A 26,246-nucleotide genomic window follows, 5' to 3' on the forward strand; every position below is an offset into this window, starting at 1 on the left:
TAAAGGATTTTCTACACGGCGATGCTTCCGTTCATCAGGCGAGGAATGAGTAAATCACGGGCTTGTTGAAAAGATTTATTTTGGCTTTGCAATGTATAAATTTGCTTGAATATTGGTAATACAAAACTATCAAATTGCCTAACAATTTTATCCTGTGGGATTAAAAGTGTCATACATTCAAAGTCTTTAGGTTTCACAGCAGGGTAAGCTGCTCCTGTAGCTACTTGTTCCATGTGCGAAACAAAAGAATCAGTAGTAACAGCTTTATAAAGAAATGTAAAAGGTATATCTTTTGTAGAAATTACTGCAAATCCGGTGGAGACAACTAAGTTTTCCGGGGGATTTAAAACAAGTGCGTAAGCTTTTCTTCCTGGTCTAACCATTGACCAAATTATGTCACCATGTTTAACAATCCGCTGCGCTCTACTTGGTGCATCACCAAACTTTATTGACTGGGTAGCATTGATAGAACCAGTAGTAACTGATGAAATGTCAACATATTTTATTTGTTCAGGAGGATTTTTTTTACTAATACTCTGTTCATTGATTTGCGCTATTTCTGATAATGTGGTGTATTTCCACCCCTCTGGAATACCATCAACTACTTTCACTGACTCGTAGCAAGGGAAGCGCAGACGCATAAACCATTCTTTGTAAAGCAGGTGGATGGACTCTTCCAGCAGTCCTATTCGGCGGTTGTTGTTGTCGATGAGGCGATCGTAATTTGAGAGAATCTCAGCTATGCGTTGTTGAGTCTGGTAATTAGGATATTGAACTTCAAGCGACCTTAATATTCCAGTATTTAGGTTCAGCATTGTTGAACCTACTGCCTTATTTTCAATCCATTTAACAACCTGAGATTGCTTGAGGTAATAAAATAAAAATGATGGTACAAGATGACTATTCGGTAAGCTGATTTTGACGCATCCAGTACCGCATAACCAACCTGATTCTCTTTCAGTAATAATTGCTCTCTTATTAAGTTCACCACGACGAGGATAAACAATATCTCCTACTTGGAGAACGTGGCGGGATAGCTTATGCACCATAACATCATCTACATAAGCAATAGAATCTTCTGTAATTTTATCGTTGACAATATTTTGTGGCATGATAACGGGTATACCATAACTTTGGTAATCACTTTGATGTAATTGAGAACCAAATGGCCCTGTTTGAATGCTTCCTCCAACTTCATCAGCGATTTGACCAAGAGTTGCTTTTTTCCACGTCATATTCCCAACTCCTCAAAATTTGCCGCAATACTCGCCGCTAACTCCACGGCTTCCTCATTCAAACTCGCCAACTCTAAATGAATTTCCCGCATTCTCTCCTCAAAATCCTCCTCATCTTCCCCATCCAAAGCGGTCACACCCACATAACGCCCAGGTGTTAAACTACTATCCTGCTGGGTTATTTCATCCCGCGTTACCACCTTACACAACCCTGGTACATCTACAAACACCGCTTCGGGAAAGCGAGATTGTAACCAGGTAACTTGTGCTTTCATATACAGCGTAGACTTAATAACAAAAATAGCCTGATCTCGCACTATATCCAGTGCCTCACGTTGTTTTTTAACTTCCTTCCCATCCCAAATATCCTGTTTCCGCGCTTCTAGCTTTTTCTCCGCCAGTTCCACAGCGCGAGTACCGATTTTATGCACTTCGTTGATGTGCTTTTGCAGGGTTTTCAATTGGGGAATAAAAAGTGCAAACCTTGCTGCACATTCTTTTTGCGCTTCATTAGTAGAAAGTGACTTAGCTTGACTTGCAAACCATGCAAGATGCACTTGTAACTCCTTAATTAAACCTTCTCTTGCCGCAGTCAATTCTTGAATTCCCGCTTCCAACTCAGACAAAGTAGCGCGGAAAGTCTCTACATTCTGATTAGCGATATCTTCAGCAACTAATCCCTCAACTTCCGGTAAATCCTTTAATAAAGGAAGGGAAGCCCCAAGACTATCGCTAAAAGTCTGCAATAATTGTATCAACTTAACTAAGGGTGACTCTAACTGTGTCAACGCGTCCTCAATAGTCGCCGCTTCCTGATGCGTCTTGTTTAAATATTCTCGCACCAACCCTAAATAACGTTCTTGCTGACCGCGATACAACCAAGCGATCGCAGTGATATTCTGGAGTTGTTCTTCACTAAAATCGCGGATTTTGCGCGTCACTACCCGGTAAACATTCCGCGCATCAATCATCAACACTTTGTCTTGGCGTTCTGCTGGTTTTCCCTTATCGAAAAACCACAATGTACAAGGTAGAGATTTTGTGTAAAAAAAGTTTGTCCCAATAGAGATAATCATATCCACCGCTTGAGTAGCGATTAACTCCTCTCGAATCTCCTTTTCCCCATGTCCCGCATCCGATGCGGAACTCGCCATCACAAACCCGGCTCTACCTCGCTCATTTAAATAACTGTAAAAATACTGTATCCACAGGTAATTTGCATTGCTCACTGCTTTAGTTTTCGCAGCAATTCCCGGTATCTTTTTCTCAGTAAACAGCCGGGGATCATTCTTCACCTTCTCTGGACTCACACCATCGACGTTAAAAGGTGGGTTAGACATGACAAAATCACATTGACCCAGCAACTCTTCCCAGCGATCGTAGAAAGTATTACCTTGGCGAATTATCCCTTCTAAAGCATGAACCGCCAGGTTCATCCGCGCTAAACGGGTGTTTGTATCCGATTTTTCCTGTCCGTAAAAAGTAATTTTTGCTGACGCATCCTCACCACGATTTTCGACAAAATGTCCCGTCTGCACAAACATACCTGCACTACCGCAAGCAGGGTCTAAGACAATTCCTCGGTCGGGTTCAATCATATTTACAATTGTCCTTACCAAAGAAGGCGGCGTAAAAAATTCTCCTCCTTCCTGTGCGCCACTCATGGCAAATTTATTCAGAAAATACTCATAAATTCGCCCAAATACATCCCCCGTGGCAGTGCGTAACTCCTCCCGATCAAAAATTCGCACCAAATTGTAAAGTAAATCTGGCTCAAAATTGGTGTATTCCTTTGGTAAAACCCCCGACAACATCTCAGTTTCATCTTCAATGGCTTTCATCGCGGCATTGATAGCCTTACCAATATCTGCATTCTCCGGCAAATTCAGGAGGTACTGATATTGAGATTCTTCTGGCAAAAAAATCGCTGACTTCCCTTTAAAGTCATCTTTGAGAATGGTACGTTTTTTGCCACCCCGCGAAGATAAACCCTTTTCAATCTCAGCTTTGACTGCATTGAAGCGATTCGTTGCATGGCGAAGAAAGATTAGCCCCAGTACGGGCATACTGTATTCATTAGCATTTAGTTTTGAGTTAGCGCGGAGTTGGTCTGCGGCTTCCCACAGGGAAGATTCTAGTTGGCTAATGTTGAGCATAGTTTGTTAGCGATGCTTAGGCGAAATTGTGACTGTCTACTTCGCCTAAAAAATTATGAGTTTACATATTAACTGTTTTGGCAACCAGGAAATCTGTTATCCTTTCGCCTAGCCCAAACAAATATACTTAGCACGTTTCATCCCTTGATCGGAATTTTTTAACCTAAAATAACTTCCCAAAGACGATAAGCAACAATACTTTTGACACATTAGGCAATGAAAAGCCAAAGCCACTAAGTTTTGAAACCTCATTTACCCTGGCTCGGTGTAATAGTACCGTCATTCTGAGCTTGTTTAATTGCCCGCTTCAAAATTAACACCGCCATTTGAGACAAAGAACGCTCCTCTGCATCAGCCAATTGTTGCAGGGCTTCTTTATCTTCTTCTTCCATGTAAATAGTTACTGTTACTTTTCCCATGTCATCATCATAAGCCAATTAGTGTGTTTTTATATTTATCACGTAAAAACACACTAATTAACACAAAAATACTTTATTATTGCGTATAATTACTTATAAGTCAAAAGCCAGCCATCAACTTTCTCAGGGCGGATGCTGGCTTTTGGCCCCCATATCACAGGAGACATATACAATGTTAAAGCCTGTTAGCTACAAAACAGATGAACACCGAGCTTATCAACAAGCTTTAGATGATTTCGGCATCACCGAATTACTAGCCAATATCAAAAACTACTCTGACGCAGACTTTGATAGCACTTGGATGCAACTCCAGCAGCAAGAAATAGAAACTCTAGCGGCAATTCTGATTTCTGCGTTAACTCACAGCATCAATGGTAAATTGCTTGCCGCTTATCTCCATCTCATGAGGCACAATCACCAAGATATAGCCCCAGGTTTGATTAATCTGAAATACCCAGACACATCTATTGAACTTCCCGCTAACTTTCCTGATGTCGCCAAGACACCCAGATTTTTATATGGCGATCACTTGCGTTGGCTCTCTACTGAAAGCGATACTGACTGGGGTATTGTCATTGGTCGATTTTATAGCTTTGCAAGCGATCGCTGCTGCTGGAGTTGGTGCTACCTGATTTGGTTGAGCAAAGATAGCCCTAGTGCTGCTTGGACATCCGCCGATATTGCTTGGGAAGAAGATTTAGAACCAATCAGCGAGGAGACACACTGATGAATCCTCATCCACTCAAGCAGCGAGAGCAAGATTTGATGCAATTCTATAGTTATTGTCAATTGGGAATGACTCCCAAGCAGTTTTACACTAAGTGGCAGATGAACCACGAAGAAATTGCTCAGATTTGCGATCGTTCCCTTTCCACCGTGCGACGCTGGTTTGCTAGAGGTAAAAACTACCGCCGTCCCATGCCAGCCGATTTACGCCACCTGGCACTGATGAACTTTCTGCTGGAACACTTTGAGGAGATGCCCGAAGAACTGTTGCAGAAACTGTGTTTTCCAGACAAAAGTGAGTAGAAACTGCATCTAATTTCAATATCAAAATGATATTTCTTGCCAGCCTGTGTCTCAGTAGGCTGGCTTTTGTCTTGGAATTTACAGATATTACCAGGAGTACTTCATGACTTACCTTGAAAAGCTCAGTCCTTGGTGTATAGTCCGGCTTTTACCTAATATGCAGAACCAGATTGTAACTCGTTTTCGTCGCCGCAGCGATGCGGAAGCGCATTTACAAGTTTTGCGCCGACTCATCCCTGGTGTGAGTTTTACACTGATTTTCAATGTGCCGTTAGAGGAACAAGATTTGACTGCTGTAGAGTAAGTAGCAATGAAATTAAAAAACATCGATTAATTCAACAATTAATAACAAGTAAAAAACTAGACAAGCTAAATTAACTTTTGAACGTATGATTTACAAATTTCTGCGATCGCACTGACAAATAACTTAACCCTCATTACCCATAACACTAGAGAATTTCAACGCATTAATGACTTGTTGATTGCGGATTGGCAGATATAGCGATCGCCGAAATAGCAATTGCGATCGCATCCTATTTTTACCTGAAACTGGCAGTGGGCGATCGCAAAATCAGTATATTATCTTTTCACAAATAAAAAACACTCATCCACGAAGTTCTTCCATTGTCAGAAACACATCATTTGTGATGAAAATGTAAGTTTTTCCGGGATTTAGGGCGTTGGTGTTGAATTATTCCCATTATATATTTGCATCTCATGCCCTCACTCATGAACGAACAGCGTCAGCAAGCTTATCTCAACCTGATTCGCAGTCTGTTAGATGCCCCTAGTGGTGAAGAACCAAAGATTTTAGCCACACACCAAGATTTACTTGATGCTGGCTTGGTGCAAAAAGTAGAAGAAGTAGCACAGATGTGTTCTCAACATGGAGATGAGAAGACAGCGAATAGGTTGCAAAATTTGGCAATGCAACTACGGGAAGCGTTGAATCTAGATACTCAAGTAGATTTGCAATCTCTGAGTGAAGAAGAGAAACAAGTATATCTCCAATTCTTGAAGGAGGTACTACAGGCAACCAAAGACAACAGACGTAATCCCCAGGTAGTTTACCCCTTACTGGAGAGGAATACAGACAAACTTGATGGAGTGCTTGCAGAAATACTACGTGATTGGGGAACAAATACACTGAGGGAAAAGAAAGCAGATGCGGCATATGTAGCATTGGTTATTGTTACATTTAGCCATTTAATTCAGCAATTTCCCAAGGGTGACAAAGCTAGTAATATAGAAATTGCCATAACAGGCTGTAAAGTCGCGTTAACTGTCTACACCAACAAAGCCTTTCCTCAAGAATGGGCAATGACGCAAAATAATCTTGGCATTGCCTACAGCGAGAGAATCAAAGGAAAAAAGGCTGAGAACATCGAAATTGCGATCGCTGCTTTTACTGCGGCTTTAACTGTCTGCACTAGAGAACGTTTGCCTCAACAATGGGCAATGACGCAACATCATCTTGCTGCGGCCTACTATTCTAGAATAGTAGGCGACAGAGCAGATAACATCGAAAATGCCATTGCTGCTTCTAATGCTGCTTTAACTGTCTACACTAGAGAAGCTTTGCCTCAATATTGGGCAATGGCGCAAAATCATCTCGCCATGACCTACAGGGAGAGAATCAAAGGAGACAGGGCAGATAACATCGAAATTGCGATCGCGGCATATACTGCGGCTTTAACTGTCATAACTAAAGAAGCCTTGCCTGTTTATTGGGCAGGTACGCAAAATCATCTCGCAAATGCCTACAGGGAGAGAATCAAAGGAGACAGGGCAGATAACATCGAAAATGCCATTGCTGCTTTTAATGCTGCTTTAACTGTCTACACTAAAGAACGTTTGCCTCAACAATGGGCAATGACGCAAAATAATCTTGGCATTGCCTACAGCGAGAGAATCAAAGGAAACAGGGCTGAGAACATCGAAATTGCGATCGCTGCTTTTACTGCGGCTTTAACTGTCTACACTAGGGAAGCTTTGCCTCAACAATGGGCAATGACGCAAAATAATCTCGCAAATGCCTACAGGGAGAGAATCAAAGGAGATAGGGCTGAGAACATCGAACAGGCTATCACGGCTTATACTGCTGCTTTAACTGTCAGAACCAGGGAAGCTTTGCCTGTTGACTGGGCAACAACGCAAAATAATCTCGCAACTGCCTACTGGGAGAGAATTAAAGGAGACAGGGCAGATAACATTGAAAATGCCATCGCGGCTTTTACTGCGGCTTTAACTGTCAGAACTAGAGAAGTTTTGCCTTTTGAATGGGCAATGACGCAAAATAATCTCGTAAATGCCTACAGGGATAGAATCAAAGGAGACAGGGCTGAGAACATCGAAAATGCCATTGCTGCTTCTACTGCTGCTTTAACTATCTACACCAGAGAAACTTTGCCTGTTGACTGGGCAACAACGCAAAATAATCTTGCCAATGCCTACAGCGAGAGAATTAAAGGAGACAGGGCAGATAACATCGAACAGGCTATCGCGGCTTATACTGCTGCTTTAACTGTCAGAACCAGGGAAGCTTTGCCTCTAGATTGGGCAACAACGCAAAATAATCTCGCCATTGCCTACAGCAAGAGAATTAAAGGAGACAGGGCAGATAACATCGAACAGGCTATCGCGGCTTATACTGCTGCTTTAACTGTCAGAACCAGGGAAGCTTTGCCTCTAGATTGGGCAATGACGCAAAATAATCTCGCCATTGCCTACAGCAAGAGAATTAAAGGAGACAGGGCAGATAACATCGAAAATGCGATCGCGGCTTATACTGCGGCTTTAACTGTCTACACTAGGGAAGCTTTGCCTGTTGACTGGGCAGCAACGCAACATAATCTCGCTGCTGCCTACAGCGATAGAATCAAAGGAGACAAGGCTGAGAACATCGAAAATGCCATTGCTGCTTCTACTGCTGCTTTAACTGTCTACACTAAAGAAGCTTTGCCTCAAAACCATGCAGAAGCTTTGTGGGAAATGGGAATTACTTACCAAAATGTAAACAAGTTTGAGTTAGCATACAATGCTTTTAAGTCTGCCATTGACACAGTAGAATCTTTACGGGAAGAAATAGTATCTGGTGAAGAAAGCAAGCGTAAACAAGCTGAATATTTTAACAAAGTTTATAGCCACATGGTAGAAGTTTGCAGGGAATTAAATAATATTACCGAAGCAATAGAATATGCTGAACGTAGTAAAACCCGCATTTTAGTTGAGCAAATCCTCGAAAGTGACTCTAAAATCTTCTTCCCCCTAGATGTTGTGACTCAACTAGAAACCTACAGGGATGAAATAAAAGTAGGACAATATCAAATCCAATATGGTAAAGCGAAAAGTCCCCAAATCTTAGCAAAACATCTTCAAGAATTGCGCCAACAGCGTAATGAATTACAAGATAAATATTTACCTATTGGTTCTAGGTTCAAGTTTGATAAATTCCCAGAAACTTTAGATGCAAATACAGCAGTTATAGAATGGTACATTGCCTCAGATAGAATTCTCGCGTTTATTATCCAACCTCACGGACAAAAATTAACCTCTTGGCAATTACCACCAGAAGAGAAAACAGCCCTAATTGACTGGGTAAATGAATATTTACAAGATTACTACAACCCAGAAGACGAAAATAAAATCCAATGGCAGAACCAACTAGCAACACGCCTGAACAACTTAGCAGAAATTCTGCACATTGAAGAAATATTAGCCCACATCCCCGAACAATGCCAAAGATTAATCCTCATTCCTCATCGCTTTTTGCACCTATTCCCTCTCCATGCTTTACCAGTCAAATCATCATACTTAATTGACTTATTCCCCAAGGGCGTAAGCTATGCACCTAGTTGTCAAATCTTACAACAAGTGCAACTGCGTCAACATCCTGAATCTCAATCATTATTAAAATCCTTATTTGCTGTCCAAAACCCGACAGCAGATTTATATCAAGACTACGAAAAAGACTTAGGTGCAGTCGCCGCCATCAAAAAGAAATTTACTCAAGCTCATATTATCAAACAAGCCAACGCTAACAAATCAGCAATTCTCCATGTTGATGAAAATCATCACACCACCCTAAACCAAGAATTACGCCAAGCGAACAACATCTTTTTCTTTTGTCACGGCTACTTCAACCCTGACTCTCCCCAAGATTCCGGCTTACAATTAGCCGACACAAACCTAACTTTAACAGAGATCATCGCTCACTTCAAATTAGCAAACTGTCATTTAGTCACCCTTTCAGCTTGCGAAACTGGGATGATAGATTCCAGAAACACCAGTGACGAATACATAGGTTTACCCAGTGGCTTTTTGTTAGCTGGTAGCACCAATGTAGTAAGCAGTCTTTGGACTGTCAGTGCTACAGCTACAGCTTTATTCATGATGAAATTTTACGAAGAACTCCAGCAGCAAACTAATATTGTATTAGCTCTAAACGCAGCACAACGCTGGTTAAGAAATACAACAACCAAAGGCTTTCAAGATTGGCTACCTAAATCATCATTAAGTATATCTTGGCAGAAAGTAATAGATAAATACTTTACTGAAATCGCCAAAGACCAAGGAGAATCTACACCACCCTTTGAGTCACCTTTTTATTGGGCTGCTTTTTATCACGCAGGTAAAGGAGTTTAATAAATGTCATCTCAAAATAGCATCCAAGCCTTTATTGAAATACTTAATTCACAATCACAGTTAATTTCTCAAGCAGACTGGGAAGAATTACAGCAAATACGTAGCAATTTCCCAGAAGATGACAATGAAGAAATTGCCGAAATATTAGAAGAGTGGTTACAAACAGCATCTCGCAGTCAACTGTTAGCAGCTTACACCCAAAACCTCGAAATAATCACTGCCAAATCTTCTATTGATGTAGGTAAAAACTTAGGTATAGCTAACAGTAAATCACAGACACCACCAGATAAACCCAGCCCATCATCAAAGGAATTATTAGACAATGCTATTAAACTCAACGCGCCTTTATCAGACAAGCCAAAATCTCAACCAACACAGTGAAGAATTTTAGCCTCAGCCTCTACGCTTTTCATCTCCGCCACACCCTCACCCATCTTCCTGATGAAGTTGTGGCAGATGCTCATTTCTTATGGGATAATTTGGTGAAATTGGGAGAGAATACCCTTACCTTTCCCGGCTTAAAAGATTTGCGCTCAAAACTAGTTTCTTATAATCATGGTGTATACACACCCCAGCAAGAAACAGCTATCAAAACTGAATGGTTAAGCATTTCAGGAAAAGATTTAGACTTAGGTAGTCTCCCCACTCCAGCCGGATTTAACATTAACGCTAATCTTCAGCCATTCTTACTTAATGACACCTACGCCATAGATTTAACCTTATCTCCCGAATTACCAAACACCGAAATAGACATCCCCCAACTGCAACATTTCCAACCCCAATATTTATTACCCGCTAATATTCAAGCATCATTAGGACAAACATTATCAATTTATGGAGAAGTAGAACCCAGTGAAGATTGTGAGACTTTAGCACAAAAAATTGCCATAGCCTTAGTAGCAGGAACTAACTTAAATTCTCCCATATTAATACACAAGGGAGAATTGTTTGAGAGTTTATTATTTGAATACCAAGCACTTGACACCAGCGCACCAGATAACCCTGCTAAACAGTGTCAAATTTTAATAGTCATCAATAATAATCAATCACCAACAGCACAACTGGCAACAACAGCGCATGAATGGTTATTAAAGTTACTTTGGAGCTATCATAAAATCCTTTATATCTATCAACTAGCGCGTCAACGCTATGGAGAAGGGAGAAAAATTTACGGCTATTTAGAAAATAAAATCCAAGAATTTAACAGTCTGATAACTGTAAATCAACCAAAATTATCTGCACTAAAAAGTTTAATATCCCAAGTTCCGCAAACAAGCTTAGACTACACTAGATGCTGTCAAGATTTAGAAACCCACCACACAGCAATTACTACAAACATTACTAATTACAAAACCTGCTTAGATAATATTACAGCCATTAATAACGGCAATATTCCCCAAACCTGGGAAAACTTTTTCAACAAAGAATGTCAAAAATGGCAACAACAAATCCAAACAGATATTAACTATCTTGCTCCAGGTAAAGAAATATTTGGACAATTAGTTGATACAATTCGGGGTGTAGTAGAAACACAACAAGCAGAGAGCGATCGCTCTTTAGAACGCACCATCCAAGTATTAGGTATAGCCTTTGGTGGCGGTGCAATAGTTTCTGGTGTCGTCACCCAACACATAGATAAACCATTCGCACCAATTAATTTCAAGTACCCAGTTCATCCCTTGGTATCATCTTTATTTTGGAGTGTTTTAGCTACCATTATCTTTGGTATGTTAGCGTGGTGGATCACTCAACCGAAACCAAAGAGAAATAAACAGAAGTAAGCAGAGTTAGAGCAAGTTATCCTACTCACGCCACATCGATATTAAGAATAATCTTGCTGTGCGATCGCACAAATTTTTTAGACAACCAGATTAATTCACCCAGAGACTTGTTTAATTTCACGCTTTTCTCTGGTGTGTTTACAAGCCCTTCTGTTGCTTTGTCATTTCCGCAAACAGCATCCTACATCTAGGACAACACCCATCTTGCCATAGCGCAGGTATTTTGAAAGGTGCTTGACAATTGGGACACTTCGCTAAAATTTTGAGTTGATGGCGATCGCATTTCCATACTGATTTATACTGCCATTCAATTCGGTGACGAGGTGCTTCAGCATAACAAGCCCCACACAAGCGAATTGGCTCATGCTGCATTCCCACTCCAGCAGGTGGTAACATCTGGGCTAACCTTTGGGCATCCACTTCTACCACAGATGCGATCGCTTCCAACTCTTTTTGGCTAGGGCGAGGATTAAAATGAAATCTTTCCCAACGTGCCACTACAGCACCAATTCCTGCCAAACTACCCAACCCACTCGGAGATAAATGGTTAGTACGTCTGAACCTACCAAGAAAGTGGCTCAGACTCTCTCCTTCATAGGGTTCAATCAAGAATAGCCAAGGTTTAACATTTGGTGCTTCTATCATTTGTACTCCTTAGCTACTTCCTGTAAAACAGCCTTGTCAATCTTCTTCAATCCTCTTGATAAAGAACGAATTGCTGCTTCCCTCAGAATCTCATCAAGGCGACCAATGTAGCCTTCAGTTGCTGATGTGAGAATCCTGAGCATCTCCTTACTTGTCAGATTAGAAGATACTGGCAGTTTCAAAACCATTTGTTCCCACATTTCTACTGTCTTCTTGAAATCCTCTCCCGACAATTTACCAAAGCGCAGGTGTGGCATAAAGCGTTCTTTAACTTGCTCATTCCTCTTAATTACTGCATCCAAACGGTCTGTTCCTACCAGTACCACAGCAATTCCTAAATCTTCAGCAATATCTCGCACATCAGCAAAAGTTTCAGGTTTAAGACGATCAGCTTCATCAATAATCAGCATCTCTACGCCACAACCCTTAAGTACTTCTATAGCCCTATCACGAAAATCAGATACTGTTCCTTTGGTTACTCGATATTTGAGGTACTCAGTAATCTTCTTAAATAAATCCTTGGGGCCACATTTTTGGTTAGGTCGAATATAAACGACAGGAACAATTGGCGGTCTTCCAGCTTCCTGCTGTGGCTTATGCCTTAATCTATAGGCATCACAAGCAACTGTCTTACCAGTTCTCGATTCCCCAACTACTCGGCAACATTTTCTTGCTTTGCGCTTGCCATCTAACCAATCATGGAGAGTTTTGACCTGCTGTAGCGGCACAATACTCTTACCCTTCAAACGAGCAGTTTCAGTTTGTAACCACTCTTCATCTGGTTTTACTCCTCCCAATTGCTGGGCGATCGCACTTGCTTCTGTCATTGTTTACAACCCATATTCTTCACGAAGTTGTTCATAGTCCCACACCTCAATTTCTTCGTATTGAGATTGAGCCGTTGCTGTATATTCCACGTCATCGGGTTCAACTACTTGGGAGGATAATGACTCAGTTTTGCTTTCATCAACCCCAGCAGACCGCAGAACAGCTTGTTCTAATTTTTGACGCTCCTTACGGCTCTTCTTACTAGCCACAAGAGCATCACGCTCAATAACTTCTTGCAATAATGATTGGTTACTGATAGTTTTGCCTGCGGTGCGGAGCCTGCTACTTGCTGCCTCAGCCTCATCTAATGACAGTTGCTCTGTCTCCAAACCTTGAGCATGAGCGCGAGTTAGGAACACTTCTTGATTTTTCTCCTGGCGATAAACCAGAATGGTTGTAATGTCTCTGGGATCAAATCTTAAATTGACAGTTTCCCCAGCATAACCTGCCAAATATTCCCCCCGATACATTAAATTTTGAAACTGTAAATATCCTCCTCTTTGCACTGTACGCCGTGACTGCTTCATCAGGCAGATATCCAAATCTCTATCTGCCATTGGCTCTGGTACTGTGGGTAGTCCAGCTTCCCAACGCTCAAAGCGAGTCTGATCCCCCATTCGCGCATCAATACTTTGGTTGTAGCGGTCAACAATATAGCGAACTAGTAACTGTTCTAGTTCCCGTAAGGTGAGTTTTGCATCCTTCTCTGCATCTTCTGGGCGTTCCTGCACATTAGATCCGGTGTACCCTGGAAGCGTTGAAAATAGTTGGTCATTCAATGTCTTAAAAGGACGCTCAACTACTCCACCTTCTGAAGGGCGATCGCGTAAATGACAGACAAATCCCAATTGCACTGCAATCTGACTCAAGTGGTTAGAGCGAAAATCTTTACCCCCATCAGTATAAAAATGTTCTGGCTTACCGTAAGTTCCCCATTCGCAATGCAGTTTGTACTCACAACCGTACCTTTTTGGCAAAATTGCATGGCGTAATGCTAAGGCAACTACTACTGAACTAGGCGCATCAAAACCTAAATTGATACCCATAATGCAACGAGAATAGGTATCAATTACAGTTGTTAGCCAAGGACGACTTAGTAGATCAACATGGTGAACTACTAGCAAAACATCTACACGGGTATGGTCACATTGCCAAACATGGTTGCTGTAGTCAACAGATAAATCTTGACCTTCGCGGGTTTTAACTGAAAGTGTTGTCCCCCTCCAACCAGGGCTGCGGATACTCTTAGCTTTTTCTTTTTGTTCCAATATGGGAGCTAATACCCGTAAAACAGTTCTGTAATTAGGAGGCTTGGAGTCGCCTAGTTCTCGCGCTTTAGCTTGAACTCTCAGGGCAACTTGCTTGGGAGTCATGCGTTTACTACCCTTGTTACCTTCCTTATAAGTTTTGATGATGAAGTTTTCCCAAAACTCACCAATTCGATGTTTTCCTTTATCAGCCCTACCTGTCTGAGTGAATCCGACTAAGCCATCCTCCTCCCATTTTTTTACTAAACGCTGCACCGTTCGCACTGATACACCCAGTTTTTCCGCAGCCTCCTTCAACTTCTGCCCGTAAGTTGTGCGATCGCATGGTTCCAGCAAACTTTGGATTACCTCTAACTTCAGTTGGGCTTCTTCTGAGAGTTCTGTAACAATCACATTCTTCTCAGGAGATGTATTGCTTTCTTCTGATAGGGCTTGGGCAGTATTTACCGATGTATGAACAGTGAAATCAGACATAATATTTCTGTTCATGAATCAAAATTGATTTATAAATACATAATGTTATTCTAAATGTTAGGGAAACGACAGTCAATTTGTCATTATGAAAATATACAAAACCTTTTTTCTAATTTCTGAAGCGACAGTTAATTTGTCATTTTTACGGAAGGCGACATTTATTTAGTCACTGTCGAGAAATAATGTCATACCTTTTGAATAGCGAAAACTCTTGCTGTACAAGCATTTACCAGATGACAACAATTTGTCACGACGACATTTAATTAGTCACTGTACATAAGCAGGCTTAACTGTATGTATACAATTTGGACTTAGGCAGTAAGGGACTTTTAATGAAACTTATGCCATTTTGGATTGAGAAAGGTTTTACTGGTAAGCTTTTGAGCAATCCATTTGTCGCAATCATTCTTCAATTTGGTATTATTTCATAGCCAAGTATGAAAGCGGGACTGGTTTTTACTCAGCACTCATCACTTTCAAGTCAAGAGGTGGGAGGAGAGGAAATGTATCTAAAACCCTTACACTCCAAACCCTTCACCCTTACAACCAGTCTCCACAAAAAATCTTTATGCGTAAGTACTGAGACAATATATAACCGTAATTTTCCTGAGATATTGAGCTTTGTAAATTTAATTTTGAAGAAGACTTCAGTAAATTCATCAAAACTCATTCAAAAAATTACCTTATCTTTGAAAAATCAATTGATACTGATGGCTATCACAGGTAATCTAATAAATAATAGATACATTAACTTCATTGGTCTTGAGAACTTCCATGACCACTCATAGTCTGTTTACTGATTTAGAAGAACAAAATTTTGTTAAACCCAATCTTCAGCCATTAAATCTCCAACTTGGGCAAGAAAAAATATATAGCTTCTTCATGGAAATTGTGAATGAAAAGTCTCCAGAAGAAGTTTTGCGAGAATTTAAAAGATTATTTTTTGACTTTCTAGAATCAGGTAGTTTAAATACAGTACCTCTGATTCGGAAAATCCTCTCAGCCAACAATGAACAGGAATTTCGGAATACTATTAAGCGTTGTTGCTATATTATAGTTAATAACTGGGCATCTAAAAGAAAATATGAAGCTATTCAAGAACTAATTAACCTATTAGTTAATTATGATGTCCCATGTAAAAAAAGTAGTTATACCAGTTTACATACATATAAAAGCTGGCTCAAAAACTTTGTTAAAAGCGAAGACTATCAAGAATTAAAATTATTTGCTCATAAACACGATTATAAAGGTAAAGCTCACTGGAGCAATCGCTATGCAGCTTATTTATTAGTTGCTCAATCTTTAGATGCTAATAACCCCATAGAGCAACAAGAAGCTGCTAGGCAACTTTCTAAGCAGATGAAGGACAATTTTAAATTTGAACTAGCAATGTATATTGCACGTTCTCAGTCCTCGGCTTCTAGTACTACACGCTATGTCAACCCTAGCATCTTGGGCGATAATGTTTTACGTTTGATTAAAATGATTATCGTGAAAAAGGGCTTATTTAGTTATGAAAATTTAGCCAATATATTTATTAAACAAACCCAGGAACAAACATTTAAAGAGTTTAAAGAAAGTATACGCAAGTATTTGTTTTTCTCTGTTAAAAATCTTGAATTGGTCAAAATATTAAATCAGCAATTAAAAGAAAATTTAGCTAATTGGAAACCAGAATCTGATGAAGATATTTTAGATAAAAACTTATTTCTTCGTAGTTGTAATCGCCTGATTGACTGTCTAACTACAGAAAATGGTCGAGAGCCTTCACAGTTATTTAGTTTATTGCTTTCTCAAGGTCATCCATTAACTTTAGTAATTATCCTACTGAAAATCATTTTGATTTGTCCAAATTCTCGCAGCCATTTAGAAATTAGAATTGCTCATTTAATTCGCTATTATGAAAAATTACCTAAAGACGAGTGTAAATGGATAATTCATTTTCTAGAAATTTTTAATATCACTTTTGCTATCTATGCTGAAAATGTTGAATATAACTTGATTAAAGTTGAAGAAGACAAAAAGAATTCTCAAGGTAAGTCTAAGATAGATACTTACCATGTGTTTTCCCAATTAAGGGAAAACATTTATCAATAAGTGGTAACAAGATTGTTGGCTGATAACTAATATTTTTGAGTGCAACTTAGTATTAGTGAGAAAACATAGCGATCGCAGGTAAAAGCTGATATGATTCACTTTTAATTAAGATAGAGCATCCTAAGTAAATTAATACCAAAGGAAAGACCTTGCGACCGTAGCGGGTTAGCAGCGGTGCCATGAGAGGATTACGGGTTAACGTATAAGATAAGCAGCACCACAAGCCAACAGTGAAATAGCAGATACCGAGAATTACGCCTAAACTGGGAAGATCACTACTAGCAAACAGTGGTACATATATACCAATATTATTCCCACCATTGGCAATAGTAACTGCGGAAACACGATAAGTTTGAGGATCACGCAGAGTAGCCCACAGAGATTTTTTGCGGTGCTTGGTTTTAGATGTAGAAAAATCAACTGAGACTGTTTGTACAGTTTCTGCTTCTGTTTCTTTAGTTAGTAAATGATTAATTCCAATCGCTATAGGTAAAAAACCTAGTAAACCAATCCAAGCTGTGGGTAAAATCAACCCACCCAAAAAACCAGGAAGACTAGCCAAGACTAATACTGTAAAGCCTAAAAATTCGCCAATAATAATATTTTTTGGACGGAAATGACGATTAACTTTACCAAAGAAAGCCGTCAAATATAAGTTGTCATCAAAAGTAGTTGCGATCGCAGCAGAGATGCCAATAATTATGGTACTAGTTAGCCAATTCATAGTTGTTGCGTCAGGTAATGTAACACTCCAAAATTTGGAGGATTGATTAGCAATGCCCATCAATCAAATTGATGTGTTATTTCAGCTAGGTACCTTAGCCGCGTATGTCATAAATATTATGGCTAACCACTAAATAGGAGCAAATATTCTTTTTTGTTAAATCAATAAAAAAAGATTATTGATAGTTGTAAAGACGTTATACCAATTCACGAAATTACTGATACAAATCACTTTCTCTGCAACTCGTCTTCCGGTCGCCGAGCGTTCGCGCAGCGTCTCCGTCAGGAGAAGTCGAGGCGATGCTTTCATATCTGTATCATTTTTAAAGTGAAATGGTATTAGACCTCTTGCACGAATGTTATAAAACACGAATTTTAAGTCTCACGCGTCTGGGAATGGGTGAGGTGTAGCTAGAAAAAATTAACCGCCGATGTCAGAGGATGCACGCAGATGCACGCCGATAAATTTTTACTTCAGTAGACTAGGAAACGCTATACTGTAGCTTTCACTGAATTAAAATCTGGTCTGATACTCAATCACAGCACGGCTATCGTCTTCTAAGTTAGTAGAAGCGCGTATCCGCAATTCATCGTTAATGCGGTAATTTATCCCCCATTGAAATGGGTCATTGGCAGTTAAAATCTTGATGCTAGAAATCGAAAACTTTGTAGAAATATCCACACCAGCTTCAGCCGCTAATTCTAATGTAGAACTGTTTCTCCCAGCTTCGGGGTTATCAGAAATCACAGTTGGAAAGATGCGAAATTCACTCAAACCAAAAGCATTGGCAATTTGATTAAATGTTGTTTGAAAGTTATTAAATACGGCGGAACCGGCAATATTAATTAAGCCTAATGTACTATCAGCACGTCCTTGAGTATCAACAAATCCACCGCCTAATAAAGCAACAATTTCAGTTTGACTGCGTGAGGGACTGCTAGTAAGTTCGAGATTTTCATTGAGTTTACTAGCCGGCCCTTGGACTCTTGCTTCCACCCGCACACTTTCTAATGAACCTAAGCCGCCGACGGAATTGTTTCTGGTAAAATCCGATGTTTGCACTGCATCCAGGACTTTGGCAAATAGCCGCACATCTAAAATAGGATCGCGGGGTGAGTCAGCCCGAAATGTGGCTGTATTTTTATAGCCACGTACTAAGTTAAATTGGGTGGTAAATAAATTCACACCACCTTTTTGCAGCCGAATTGTACCATTAGGTATAGGCTGATTCAAAGCGCCATTAACTTTTAAATTACCTGTAGCACTAAAGCTAAGAATTGGCGGACGAGTAATTTGGATATTGCTGCCTAATGTCAATTCGAGGTTATTTAATCTCGCTACATTGGAATTACTTCTCGCTTCGGTTTTATCTTGTTTATTAGCTTTGGCAGCATCGCTATTTGTCGCTTGATTAGTGTTAGTTGATTCTGCTAATAAAACCTGACCATCAGATAACCGAATTTGACCGCCAATCAGGGGGTTTAAGGCTGAACCTGTAATTTGTAAATTACCACTTGCACCACCTTTATATAATCCTTTGAGATTTAAATTTAATTTTTCTAAATTAACAGTCAAGGGATTACTTGCGACTTCTCCATTATTAAACACAGGAATTTCCCCCGCCGCGTTTACTTGACCCCGACTAAATCTGCCTTCAACACCTTCTACAACAATGCGGTCAAAATTGAAATTTATCTTGCCTGTAACACGTCTGATTTTACCGGGTAAAGCTTGGGCGGCAAAGGTGGCATCTTTAACGGTGGCAATTCCGGTTAACTCTGGGCGTTGTCTGGTTCCCCGGACTGTTAAATCAATTTCACCTTCACCTTTTTCAAAGGCTATTTGATCTGTTAACAGATTTAGTAGTGCTAATCCTTCATTGCGGACTTTGACATCTAAACTAATTTCATTGCTGGCGGGGGCGGTAGTTGCAAAGGGTAACTGATAGGGTATGCTGCCACTAATATTAACTGGTTCTGGCCCGGCAACGGAAACATTACTACCAAAGTTCAATCGACCATTGATATAGCTAAAGCTGGCGGTAGCTGCTTCTACTGGTTTTTGATTCAGGGTTCCGCCAGTAATTTCTAATTCGCCTTGGGCTTGGGGGTTGGTGATTCCACCTGCTAAGGCGGCGGAACCATTCAAGTTACCTGTGATATCAATGGGGAGTTTGACAAAGTTATTAATTAAGCCGATGGGAAAATTCGTGACTCGTAACTGACCTGATTGGTCTTTACCGCCGATGTTACCTGTGAAAGCTAAAAGACTTTTATCTAACTCTATGCGTAACGGGCGTAACTGCAAGACACCATTTTCAAAGCTACCTTGGGCAATGATTTGTTTTGCATTGTAGTAGCGATCGCTTTCACTTTCTTTACCCCAGGTAAAGTTCTGTCCGTTAATATCAAACTGTACAGATAACCCGTTGGCTGTGGCTGTATCTAAGGCAATGTCGCCGTTAAAGGTTCCTTGCAAGTCTGCCAGTTCTGGTAATAAATTGTTATCCCGCCTTTGTTGTTGCTGTTGTGCTAGTTCTGCTTCAATTTCGTAAAAGCGTCGCAGTTGATCAAATAAAGGTTGATTGGGTAAACCACGGGAGTTGGTAGTTAAATCGGCGGCTGTGCCGTAAGCTGGTTCTGATAAACCACGCTGAAAGTCTCTGATTTCAAAGATTTGGGCAACGGCTAACACATCTTGAATTTTGCCTTGGCTGATGTTGAGTTTACCTTGGAGTTGTGGCCCTTTGGGACTTTGGCCAAAACTCCCCGCAAAGGCATAAACACTGTTACCTTTGACAAATTTACTACTGGTGAGTGTGGCTTTGCCATTTGCATAGCTGAATTGGGCTGTTAATTCGTTGCCTTGAATGCGTCCAATTTTTGGGGATGCGATCGCTAAATTACCATTGGCAGCAAATGTTTGTTGATTAACTTGCAAGTCGCCACTAATTAACCCAGCTACTGTACCTGTACCTAAACGCAAAGCGGGTGGTACAGAAACATTCAAGATTTGTAAGGGGAAGTTCTGCACATTCAAGGCGATGTTATTGCCTTGAAATTGTCCTTTGGCTGAGGCATCTTGCCACTGTACTAAAAAGGATTGGGGGCGATTTTTACCGTCTAAATTAAAGGCGATGCGGTCTCGATTGCCCATTAAATTTAAGTTCAAGCCGCGCCCTTGGGCAGAATCAATGCTACCTGTTAACAGTGGTTCAAAAGCAATGTTTTGTACTACCAAGTTTCGTAAGGCAATTTTACCACTGACGTTTGGTAAGGGTAACTTGCCTGTGACTCTGCCGTTAAAATCTACCTTACCTTTCAACGCTACTTGATTAGGCAAATTAATGGGTAATTGTTGCAAATTATAGTCCTGGGCTTGGACATCCAAATTTAAGGCAGTAATTTCTGGAATGCCTGCTTTATTAGCGTTGGCTGTGATGTCTCCGGTGACATTTAACCCAGGGGCGGTGAGTTGATTAATTGCTAGTTTCTCACCATTCCAAGCGATCGCAGCTGTCAATGGTCGTTCTAAACCCGGCAAACCTTGAGATAACTGCACCTTACCAGAGGCGTTGACATTCGCTAAAGTTGCCGAACCCAGCGCCCCAGCAACTTGTAATCTACCGCCCAATTGCCCCCGCAATTGCTGATTCAATTTGGTTAACTGCACATCAGCCGCATCCAAGATGGCTTGATAACGTCCTTGATTCACCTGAATATTCGTGGCGGTAATTGTCCCCCCGGCAATATTCAACTTGCCTTGACCACTGGCTTGAATGGTTTGGGGTTGGAAGGATGTTACCGAACCCGCCACGTTTAATTGACCCGTTAAATTGCCTCGGAATTGGGGCGGGACGGCTGCTAATTTTTGCAAGGGTACATTATTCGCTGCGACTTGTGCCTGATAACGTCCATCAGCCACGCGAATATTCGCGGCGGTAATTGTCCCCCCTGCCACATTCAATTTAGCTTGACCACTGGCTTGAATGGTTTGGGGTTGGAAGGATGTCACCGAACCCGCCACATTTAATTGACCTGTTAAATCTCCTTGAAATTGGGGCGGGACTTTGGTTAAGCGTTGAACTGGTACATTGTTAGCTTGAATCTGCGCTTGATAACGACCGTTATTAACTTTGATATTTGCGGCGGTAATTGTTCCCCCAGCAACCGTTAACTTAGCCTGACCACTGGCTTGGATAGTTTGGGGTTTGAAGGATTCCACCGAACCTGCCACATTAAATTGACCACCTAACCGACCGCGAATTGGTGAAGTCTTGGGTGTGAGTTCTTGGACAGCCAAATTATTTGCCACTAACTGCGCTTGATAATTGCCATTGGCGAGTTGAATATTGGTGGCTGTCACTATCCCACCAGCAACACTAAAGTTAGCTTTGCCGCTACCACGCAGCGTTTTCAAGCTGAGGTTATCTCGGTTCCCGGCGATTTGGAAGGTTCCTGCCAAGCGCCCTTGCAACGCTGGGGGTGCTTGTTTGAGAATACGTCCTACGTTGATATTATTGGCGACTAATTGGGCGGCAAAGTTTTGGTTTTGGAGTTGGACACTGGCAATGGCAACTGTCCCACCCGCAATCTGCACTGCTGCCCCTTGACTGCGAATTGATGTCAGTTGAAATGGCCCGCTAGTCCCAGCTAAAATCAACCGTCCGTTAAATTCTGCCCCAGCCAAGGAAACGTTTTGCAGTTGATTTTTATTTACAAAGGGTTCTAACTCGACACCATCACCTGTGACGACGGCTTGCCAACGTTCTTTGGCATAAGTACCCACCGCCCGGACTACCCCGCGACCAACTTTCAGGGCGACATTTTGGAAGTAGATAGTGCGATCGCTGGCGATAATCAGTTCCCCTCTACCTGGGTAGGTGGCTTGGGGTACTTGCCACTGTACAGCCGTTCTCACATTGGTGGGCGTACCTGTAACTTGGGCGGTGGCGGCGACTCTACCAATGCGGAAAGTCGGACTGGAGTTGTAGATTTTAGCGATCGCATCTCCCGCAAAATTCTTGGCAGTAAAAGCCAAATTCAACCTTGGACTTTTACCCACCGATATTTGACCGCCCCCGATGATTTCCCCACCTACCGTAGTTTCGCCTTGAACATCTCGCAAGGTTAACAAGGCATCATTCGCCGAAAATTCAAACTTACTCGTAATACTTTTAAAGTTAATTTTATCAATCCGAGCCGTGTTAATTGTGGCGATCGCACCAGAGAGAATCGGGTTTGTTGCTTTACCCGTAATTTGTATATCCGCTTTGAGTTGTCCAGTTACAGGTACAGGTAATTTCAACTTGAGTGTACTTTGGGCATTAGCAACACTCACTGTTTTAATTCGCCCAGTTAACTGAAGGCCTGTTTTACTATCAATAATGCCGTTGGCAACTACAGGAATTTTGCCGTAGTTGGTATTGAGATTATCTAGCCTGATTTCTGTCCCTTTGAAGTAAACATCCCCTTCTGTATTACTCAACAGTTGGGGGACGCGGGGAATTTGCAGCGTCACTTTTTGTAAATCGGCACTACCATACAACAAAGGCGTTTGTTCTGGCACAAGCTTAACTTGCAAGTCGCCATTCACTCTCCCAGCTTGCAAATTCAGTGGTAACTTGACCAAACTCGTAATTGATGAAGCGAGTAAATCTTGCCCATGCAACTTAATGTCAGCCACTAGAGTTTTTGGGCGGAATTGTCCTTTAACTGCCACATTCCCACCGCTTTCTGCTTGTCCCGCCACATCAAAATTCACCAGTTGGTTATTTTCTAACAGTTGGGCAGAACCGTTAAGTTGGGCAAATGTCACTACCCCTTTTTTCTGTTGACCGAGTAGGTTCACTTTGCCATTCCGCAACCGCAGATGATCTAAATCCGTTTTAATTAGTCCGCTTTTACCTGGTGGTGCGATGGTGGTTGTAATCCAACGTCCTTGGTCGTCTTGTTCAATGTAGACATCCGGGTTAACCAAGGTGACATCCAACTTCAACTGACGGTTAAAAACTAATTGCCACAAATTAAAACCCACTTCTACAGATGCCACTGCTGCTTTATCGGGGTCTGTGGGTGTCGCAGGAATTTCCGAAGCCCCAAAATTTACACCTGTGAGGGAAAAATTGGTCACTTTCCCCAATTTGACGGGACGGTTAATTGTATTGGTGAGGCTTTGTTCGGCTAACGGCGCTAACTCTTTTTGAACAAAATTTTGTAACCGCCAAATCCCTAGAATCAGTCCTACTAACAAGACTCCTAACAACGGTATGCCAGCCCGACTTAAAATCAGCAACCACATCCGCACACGGGTACGAGATTTAATTTGACGTTCTTGATGGCGAGAGTTAGTCATGTGGTTTCACTCTATACTTGCTGAACCTAGGGGGAACGTGACTGGCACTAACAGCATATTTGTTCACTATGCCAAATTCCAGGAACCAAACCAATTTTAGACCTGTGAATTTGCATGACCTTGGTCAACTCATGTTATTCAGGGGAGTTGGGGGTATATTCAATTAAATTTCCAACGATCTGGAAAGTTTAGTAAGTAACATTGAATTTAAGGCTGAGGGAATCTACAGAGAAAGAAGTTACAAAATCCCTGTCCATCAAAATCATTTATCCACAGTAGCTAATTTTATTTACTTGGTTTTTATAAGTATTAACTATTTCATGTATTTCAGTGATTTCACTAAAAAGAAAATTAATTTTTTTAGATGTAAGTGGAAAAATCTCAAATATTGCCTGCTACTATTTATACTATATTTTTATCGATTCATAAAGATGTAGTAAAGACTGTCAGTACGGAGACAGGTGATAGAGTCGCAGGTCTATTGCTGTCGTTAACTGGGTTGTTGCTATAACTAACGCTAATGCAAATACGGTTATACTCACCCTTTATAAAATTCCTTCCGATTCCGCAAAGTTTCGCAACCGTGGCAGACATTGACGCTGATAAAAGCTACTTAAGGTAGGAACAGGTAATCCAAATTCCTCTGATAGTTCTTTCCAGCTAACTTCCGGTGGTAAACGCTTGAGAATCAATACCTGACAATTTACGTCTGGGCGACCTTTCACGTAAGTACGGCGTAATTCGCCATCTGCATCTGTTTCTGCCCATATTTGCACGTTTTCGAGAATCGGTGGTACTTGGGGTGTAGCTTGGAGATTTTCGGTCAAATCCACAATTTCTCCATTACCACTTGCCCAAGACTGGCGCACTTGCAGAGGAACTGTTAATGCTTGTTCTCGATGATAGTTGAGGTAAAAGTCTTGGAGTCGGCGTTTGAGATAGGCATTCAGCCAAGTTACTACAGTCCCATAGCTGGGGTCATAGGTCTGACCTGTTAAGCCATCGCAAATATTACGACAGAAATATAACCAAGTTTGTTGCAATGCGTCTTGATAATAGGGAGTACTTTCTCGCCAAAGTCTACCGGAAGTTAAACGGATAATTTGAGTCAGCAGCTTTTGACGCTGTGGACTTCCAGGAGGATAACCGCAGGCTTGAATAACTAAGTTGCGTAACTCTTCATCGAGTTCCATGATGGCAATTTTGACAAAAAAATAGCAAGAATATACTAAGTATTGCTTACAATGACATCCAAATATTAACCTGATGTTATGAATCGGCCATCTTAATCAGTAGAAGATTCCAGATTTATTTAGCTTCTTGAATTAATGTTTTAGGCAGGGTTGTTTAAAAAAGCAATCATTTCCGCACACCAAGCCAGCCAAGCTTTTTCCGTCTGAATACCACAACGGAGAGTAACATATTGAAATTTCAATTCATCTGGTAATTCTTGGGGTTTAAGAAAGAACTTTTTCTCAATTTCTTGATAGACTGCTAACCTTTGTTGATGTTGACTTTGGTGAGTTTCGAGTTTTGCCAAGATAATTTCACTGTGTACTAAATACCCAGCATATAGCTTGACTAATAAATCACTTTTAAATGGGGTTGCTGTTTCGGCTGTCGCAATCCATTCACACAATTGCTGTTTACCTAAGTCTGTGACTGAGTAAATTTTTTTATCTGGGCGATTTTCTTGCAAGACTTTTTCTGCTTGTAGCCAACCTTGTTCTTCTAAGCGATTTAACTCTCGATAAATCTGCTGAAAGCTGGCTTCCCAAAAAAAACCTACTGAACCTTCTACAGATTTATCAAACCTTTTAGCCAAGTCGTAACCGCTACAAGGGCTATTAATCAATACTGACAAAATTGCGTGGGCTAAAGCCATAGTTTTTTTGTTGACATATTCACATAGTTGAATATATCATGTTGATTATATTCAACTATGTGAATAATATCTTGGTTGAGTATCAACAAGATTAAAAGGAATCTAGCTATGACAAAAATCATGCCAGGACGGTTCACTGCCGAAGTAGACTCACCCTTTGTAGTCTTTTTGATTGGGATGCGTGTCAACCAATTTTGGTCTTTTTCCAAATGGCTACCGGTGGCGCAAGCAATGACTCCGATGCTAAAAACTTTAAAAGAGCATCCCGAAAAAGGCTTTTTGGGTGGAGAACAGTTTTTTCAGGTGTCTCCCTTATCGGCGTTGATGGTGTCATACTGGCGATCGCTTGCAGATTTAGAAAATTTTGCTCGCAATCCTTCGGATCTACATTTACCTGCTTGGCAACGCTTTAACAAAGCCGTTGGTAACGATGGCAGTGTGGGGATTTGGCATGAAACTTACATCATCGAACCAGGACACTACGAAGCAATTTATGGCAATATGCCAGCTTTTGGTTTAGCTGCGGCGACAAAACTTGTACCCATCACCAAGCGCACTGATACAGCCAGAGCCAGAGTCGAAAGAATCAAACAACTTTAGATGGAAAAGGTTCTGAAAGGACAAACTTTTACCTTGATCTGCACAATGATGGCCACAGATAGAACGCCAAAAATTAATTCTTGGTAACTCTGTCACAATCCCTCATG

18 protein-coding genes are annotated in these 26,246 nt (G+C 41.0%); 8 read left to right on the forward strand and 10 right to left on the reverse strand.

The genetic code is table 11. From position 1 onward, the window contains the following. Positions 1-11 precede the first annotated feature (11 nt). The 3 genes from H6G75_RS14095 to H6G75_RS14105 all read right to left on the reverse strand — a co-directional run bounded on the left by H6G75_RS14095 (position 12) and on the right by H6G75_RS14105 (position 3,810). The gene (locus tag H6G75_RS14095) at positions 12-1,235 is read right to left on the reverse strand and encodes a restriction endonuclease subunit S (protein WP_190980674.1); all 1,224 of its coding nucleotides are present in this window, start codon (positions 1,233-1,235) and stop codon (positions 12-14) included. After that, positions 1,232-3,391 (reverse strand): class I SAM-dependent DNA methyltransferase, encoded by a 2,160-nt coding sequence (locus H6G75_RS14100; protein WP_190980675.1) that lies wholly within the window; start codon positions 3,389-3,391, stop codon positions 1,232-1,234. Before H6G75_RS14100 ends, H6G75_RS14095 begins: the two co-directional genes overlap by 4 nt. A 248-nt stretch (positions 3,392-3,639) precedes the next feature. Further along, positions 3,640-3,810 carry a ribbon-helix-helix domain-containing protein gene (locus H6G75_RS14105; protein WP_190980676.1) on the reverse strand — a complete coding sequence of 57 codons (171 nt, stop codon included), beginning with the start codon at positions 3,808-3,810 and terminating at the stop codon, positions 3,640-3,642. Positions 3,811-3,982: 172 nt separating this feature from the next. On the opposite strand from H6G75_RS14105, the gene H6G75_RS14110 reads away from it, so the two are divergent. The 6 genes from H6G75_RS14110 to H6G75_RS14135 all read left to right on the forward strand — a co-directional run bounded on the left by H6G75_RS14110 (position 3,983) and on the right by H6G75_RS14135 (position 11,264). After that, positions 3,983-4,537, forward strand: a complete 555-nt coding sequence (locus tag H6G75_RS14110; protein WP_190980677.1) for a hypothetical protein — start codon at positions 3,983-3,985, stop codon at positions 4,535-4,537. Then, complete coding sequence (locus tag H6G75_RS14115) at positions 4,537-4,839, forward strand: helix-turn-helix domain-containing protein (protein WP_190980678.1); 303 nt, start codon at positions 4,537-4,539, stop codon at positions 4,837-4,839. Before H6G75_RS14110 ends, H6G75_RS14115 begins: the two co-directional genes overlap by 1 nt. A gap of 103 nt (positions 4,840-4,942) precedes the next feature. After that, entirely contained in the window at positions 4,943-5,143 is a 201-nt protein-coding gene (locus H6G75_RS14120) for a hypothetical protein (protein WP_190980679.1), read from the forward strand. 413 nt (positions 5,144-5,556) lie between these two features. After that, a complete protein-coding gene (locus tag H6G75_RS14125; RefSeq protein ID WP_242051533.1) occupies positions 5,557-9,483 on the forward strand; it encodes a CHAT domain-containing protein in 3,927 nt (1,308 codons plus the stop codon). Between the two features lie 3 nt (positions 9,484-9,486). Continuing rightward, a complete protein-coding gene (locus H6G75_RS14130; RefSeq protein WP_190980680.1) occupies positions 9,487-9,864 on the forward strand; it encodes a hypothetical protein in 378 nt (125 codons plus the stop codon). After that, a complete protein-coding gene (locus H6G75_RS14135; protein WP_190980681.1) occupies positions 9,861-11,264 on the forward strand; it encodes a hypothetical protein in 1,404 nt (467 codons plus the stop codon). Before H6G75_RS14130 ends, H6G75_RS14135 begins: the two co-directional genes overlap by 4 nt. A 138-nt stretch (positions 11,265-11,402) precedes the next feature. Here the strand turns inward: H6G75_RS14135 and H6G75_RS14140 are convergent, their stop codons facing one another. The 3 genes from H6G75_RS14140 to H6G75_RS14150 are packed head-to-tail and all read right to left on the reverse strand — an operon-like array spanning position 11,403 to position 14,479. Beyond that, positions 11,403-11,909 (reverse strand): TniQ family protein, encoded by a 507-nt coding sequence (locus H6G75_RS14140; RefSeq protein WP_190980682.1) that lies wholly within the window; start codon positions 11,907-11,909, stop codon positions 11,403-11,405. Next, entirely contained in the window at positions 11,906-12,736 is an 831-nt protein-coding gene (locus tag H6G75_RS14145) for a TniB family NTP-binding protein (RefSeq protein WP_190980683.1), read from the reverse strand. Before H6G75_RS14145 ends, H6G75_RS14140 begins: the two co-directional genes overlap by 4 nt. Before the next feature lie 3 nt (positions 12,737-12,739). Further along, positions 12,740-14,479: a Mu transposase C-terminal domain-containing protein gene (locus H6G75_RS14150; protein WP_190980684.1), complete on the reverse strand. Its 1,740-nt coding sequence runs from the start codon at positions 14,477-14,479 to the stop codon at positions 12,740-12,742. A gap of 774 nt (positions 14,480-15,253) precedes the next feature. On the opposite strand from H6G75_RS14150, the gene H6G75_RS14155 reads away from it, so the two are divergent. Continuing rightward, positions 15,254-16,576, forward strand: coding sequence for a hypothetical protein (locus H6G75_RS14155; protein WP_190980685.1), 1,323 nt, complete (start codon positions 15,254-15,256; stop codon positions 16,574-16,576). A 52-nt stretch (positions 16,577-16,628) separates the two neighbouring features. Here the strand turns inward: H6G75_RS14155 and H6G75_RS14160 are convergent, their stop codons facing one another. From H6G75_RS14160 to H6G75_RS14175, 4 genes are all read right to left on the reverse strand, one after another. After that, a complete protein-coding gene (locus H6G75_RS14160; protein WP_190980686.1) occupies positions 16,629-17,300 on the reverse strand; it encodes a cadmium resistance transporter in 672 nt (223 codons plus the stop codon). Positions 17,301-17,813: 513 nt separating this feature from the next. Further along, on the reverse strand, positions 17,814-23,654 hold the full coding sequence (locus H6G75_RS14165; protein ID WP_190980687.1) for a translocation/assembly module TamB domain-containing protein: 5,841 nt from the start codon (positions 23,652-23,654) through the stop codon (positions 17,814-17,816). A gap of 545 nt (positions 23,655-24,199) precedes the next feature. Continuing rightward, positions 24,200-24,847 carry a sigma-70 family RNA polymerase sigma factor gene (locus tag H6G75_RS14170; protein WP_199337872.1) on the reverse strand — a complete coding sequence of 216 codons (648 nt, stop codon included), beginning with the start codon at positions 24,845-24,847 and terminating at the stop codon, positions 24,200-24,202. A 140-nt stretch (positions 24,848-24,987) separates the two neighbouring features. After that, the gene (locus H6G75_RS14175) at positions 24,988-25,539 is read right to left on the reverse strand and encodes a PadR family transcriptional regulator (protein WP_190980688.1); all 552 of its coding nucleotides are present in this window, start codon (positions 25,537-25,539) and stop codon (positions 24,988-24,990) included. Positions 25,540-25,647: 108 nt separating this feature from the next. Between H6G75_RS14175 and H6G75_RS14180 the strand changes: the two genes are divergently transcribed. Next, the gene (locus H6G75_RS14180) at positions 25,648-26,139 is read left to right on the forward strand and encodes a DUF4188 domain-containing protein (RefSeq protein ID WP_190980689.1); all 492 of its coding nucleotides are present in this window, start codon (positions 25,648-25,650) and stop codon (positions 26,137-26,139) included. The last annotated feature ends 107 nt before the right edge of the window (positions 26,140-26,246 follow it).

It is taken from the genome of Nostoc sp. FACHB-280, assembly GCF_014697615.1.
Taxonomy (GTDB): domain Bacteria; phylum Cyanobacteriota; class Cyanobacteriia; order Cyanobacteriales; family Nostocaceae; genus Nostoc_B.

What these genes read in the sequence shown, in the direction of transcription:
- H6G75_RS14145 (WP_190980683.1), bottom strand. Translation starts at nt 12,736, where the DNA reads ATGACAGAAGCAAGTGCGATCGCCCAGCAATTGGGAGGAGTAAAACCA.
- H6G75_RS14130 (WP_190980680.1), top strand. Translation starts at nt 9,487, where the DNA reads ATGTCATCTCAAAATAGCATCCAAGCCTTTATTGAAATACTTAATTCA.
- H6G75_RS14115 (WP_190980678.1), top strand. Translation starts at nt 4,537, where the DNA reads ATGAATCCTCATCCACTCAAGCAGCGAGAGCAAGATTTGATGCAATTC.
- H6G75_RS14095 (WP_190980674.1), bottom strand. Translation starts at nt 1,235, where the DNA reads ATGACGTGGAAAAAAGCAACTCTTGGTCAAATCGCTGATGAAGTTGGA.
- H6G75_RS14150 (WP_190980684.1), bottom strand. Translation starts at nt 14,479, where the DNA reads ATGTCTGATTTCACTGTTCATACATCGGTAAATACTGCCCAAGCCCTA.
- H6G75_RS14140 (WP_190980682.1), bottom strand. Translation starts at nt 11,909, where the DNA reads ATGATAGAAGCACCAAATGTTAAACCTTGGCTATTCTTGATTGAACCC.
- H6G75_RS14100 (WP_190980675.1), bottom strand. Translation starts at nt 3,391, where the DNA reads ATGCTCAACATTAGCCAACTAGAATCTTCCCTGTGGGAAGCCGCAGAC.
- H6G75_RS14120 (WP_190980679.1), top strand. Translation starts at nt 4,943, where the DNA reads ATGACTTACCTTGAAAAGCTCAGTCCTTGGTGTATAGTCCGGCTTTTA.
- H6G75_RS14165 (WP_190980687.1), bottom strand. Translation starts at nt 23,654, where the DNA reads ATGACTAACTCTCGCCATCAAGAACGTCAAATTAAATCTCGTACCCGT.
- H6G75_RS14125 (WP_242051533.1), top strand. Translation starts at nt 5,557, where the DNA reads ATGCCCTCACTCATGAACGAACAGCGTCAGCAAGCTTATCTCAACCTG.
- H6G75_RS14160 (WP_190980686.1), bottom strand. Translation starts at nt 17,300, where the DNA reads ATGAATTGGCTAACTAGTACCATAATTATTGGCATCTCTGCTGCGATC.
- H6G75_RS14155 (WP_190980685.1), top strand. Translation starts at nt 15,254, where the DNA reads ATGACCACTCATAGTCTGTTTACTGATTTAGAAGAACAAAATTTTGTT.
- H6G75_RS14110 (WP_190980677.1), top strand. Translation starts at nt 3,983, where the DNA reads ATGTTAAAGCCTGTTAGCTACAAAACAGATGAACACCGAGCTTATCAA.
- H6G75_RS14105 (WP_190980676.1), bottom strand. Translation starts at nt 3,810, where the DNA reads ATGGGAAAAGTAACAGTAACTATTTACATGGAAGAAGAAGATAAAGAA.
- H6G75_RS14180 (WP_190980689.1), top strand. Translation starts at nt 25,648, where the DNA reads ATGACAAAAATCATGCCAGGACGGTTCACTGCCGAAGTAGACTCACCC.
- H6G75_RS14170 (WP_199337872.1), bottom strand. Translation starts at nt 24,847, where the DNA reads ATGGAACTCGATGAAGAGTTACGCAACTTAGTTATTCAAGCCTGCGGT.
- H6G75_RS14175 (WP_190980688.1), bottom strand. Translation starts at nt 25,539, where the DNA reads ATGGCTTTAGCCCACGCAATTTTGTCAGTATTGATTAATAGCCCTTGT.